Origin of the sequence: Meridianimarinicoccus zhengii, assembly GCF_003254465.1 — a bacterium.
Classification (GTDB): Bacteria; Pseudomonadota; Alphaproteobacteria; order Rhodobacterales; family Rhodobacteraceae; genus Meridianimarinicoccus; species Meridianimarinicoccus zhengii.
Map to the genome: position 1 here is coordinate 1 of NZ_QDFI01000181.1, position 1,052 is coordinate 1,052.

Consider the following 1,052-nt stretch of genomic DNA (forward strand, 5'->3'; position numbering starts at 1 on the left):
CGGGCCTGCCGCGCCGCCAGGTGTGCGGCCCGCGACGCCGCGCGGCGCGCGTTGTCCGACACCAGCGCCGCATGGGCCTGGGCAGGCAACCGACCCGTCCGGCGGCGGACGTCCGCGAGCACCGGCGCGCTGGCGCAGACCTTCAGCCCGAGGTTCGTTGCGAAACGCAGCACCGGCGTCTGCGTGCCGTCCACGCCCTGCACGCGGGCCGCGATGTCGGTCTTGTGCGCGGGCAGATCGTCGTCGATCGCGGCCGGCACCAGCTCGTAGCTGGTCTCGCCCAGGCAGTCGCTGACGCTGGCGACGACCGCCGGGCGCAGCACCGGCTGCCCGTCGGGCCCCGGATTGCCGACCGGCAGACACAACGACAGCACGTCACCCACCCGGTAGACCGCGAATTTGGGCGCGAAGCCCGTATCGATTGTGGACATGGCCACCTCCTCGATTTAGGCGCATGCGCCACCGCACCGGCGACGGCCGGCGGGTTGCATGTCAAAACGAAGCGCCGAAGGCGGCGGCCGATCCCCGCCGCAGCGGGGACAATCGAATATTGGCCCATCCCAGGGGGGTGACCCAAAAAAGTGACGACTGTTCGAGGAAAAGTCGGGCACCCGCGGAAATGCCGGGAGTCGGTCGGACACCGTGCCGGTGCCGCTGGGGGTGATCGGGGGAAAGGGCCGGGAGATCGCGACTTCCAGAAAGGATCGACACCCGTGCCGGGTGGTCGTCAGCAGCGATAGGGCGACATCGTGGCCCCAATCTGGTTGCCGAACCCTCCCGGACGGAGCACCCGCCACCGAGGGCGGAACGGATTACCCGTCAGTTGGACGGCCCTTGGCAAGAACGCCGAGTTCGCTGGCGCAGCATTGACACGTCGAGCGGAAAGCGGACCTGCGGCGCTGCCGCATTGCAATCGCAGCAACGACGTGTCAGTTGTACTCGAATTTACCGAATTTACCTGCGAGCGTGCTACTGTGGGTCCAAGCTCTAACAGGCCGCTGAAATAGTCCAGCCTCGACAGAGGTTTGAGAACATGATTCACCCTCGGCACG

At 67.4% G+C, this 1,052-nt stretch carries 1 protein-coding gene; it reads right to left on the reverse strand.

Annotation, left to right across the window (positions count from 1 at the left end):
- Positions 1–431, reverse strand: a 431-nt coding sequence (locus DDE13_RS22470; RefSeq protein WP_162631205.1) for a hypothetical protein, incomplete at its 3' end; no start/stop codon positions are given.
- Positions 432–1,052 lie beyond the last annotated feature (621 nt).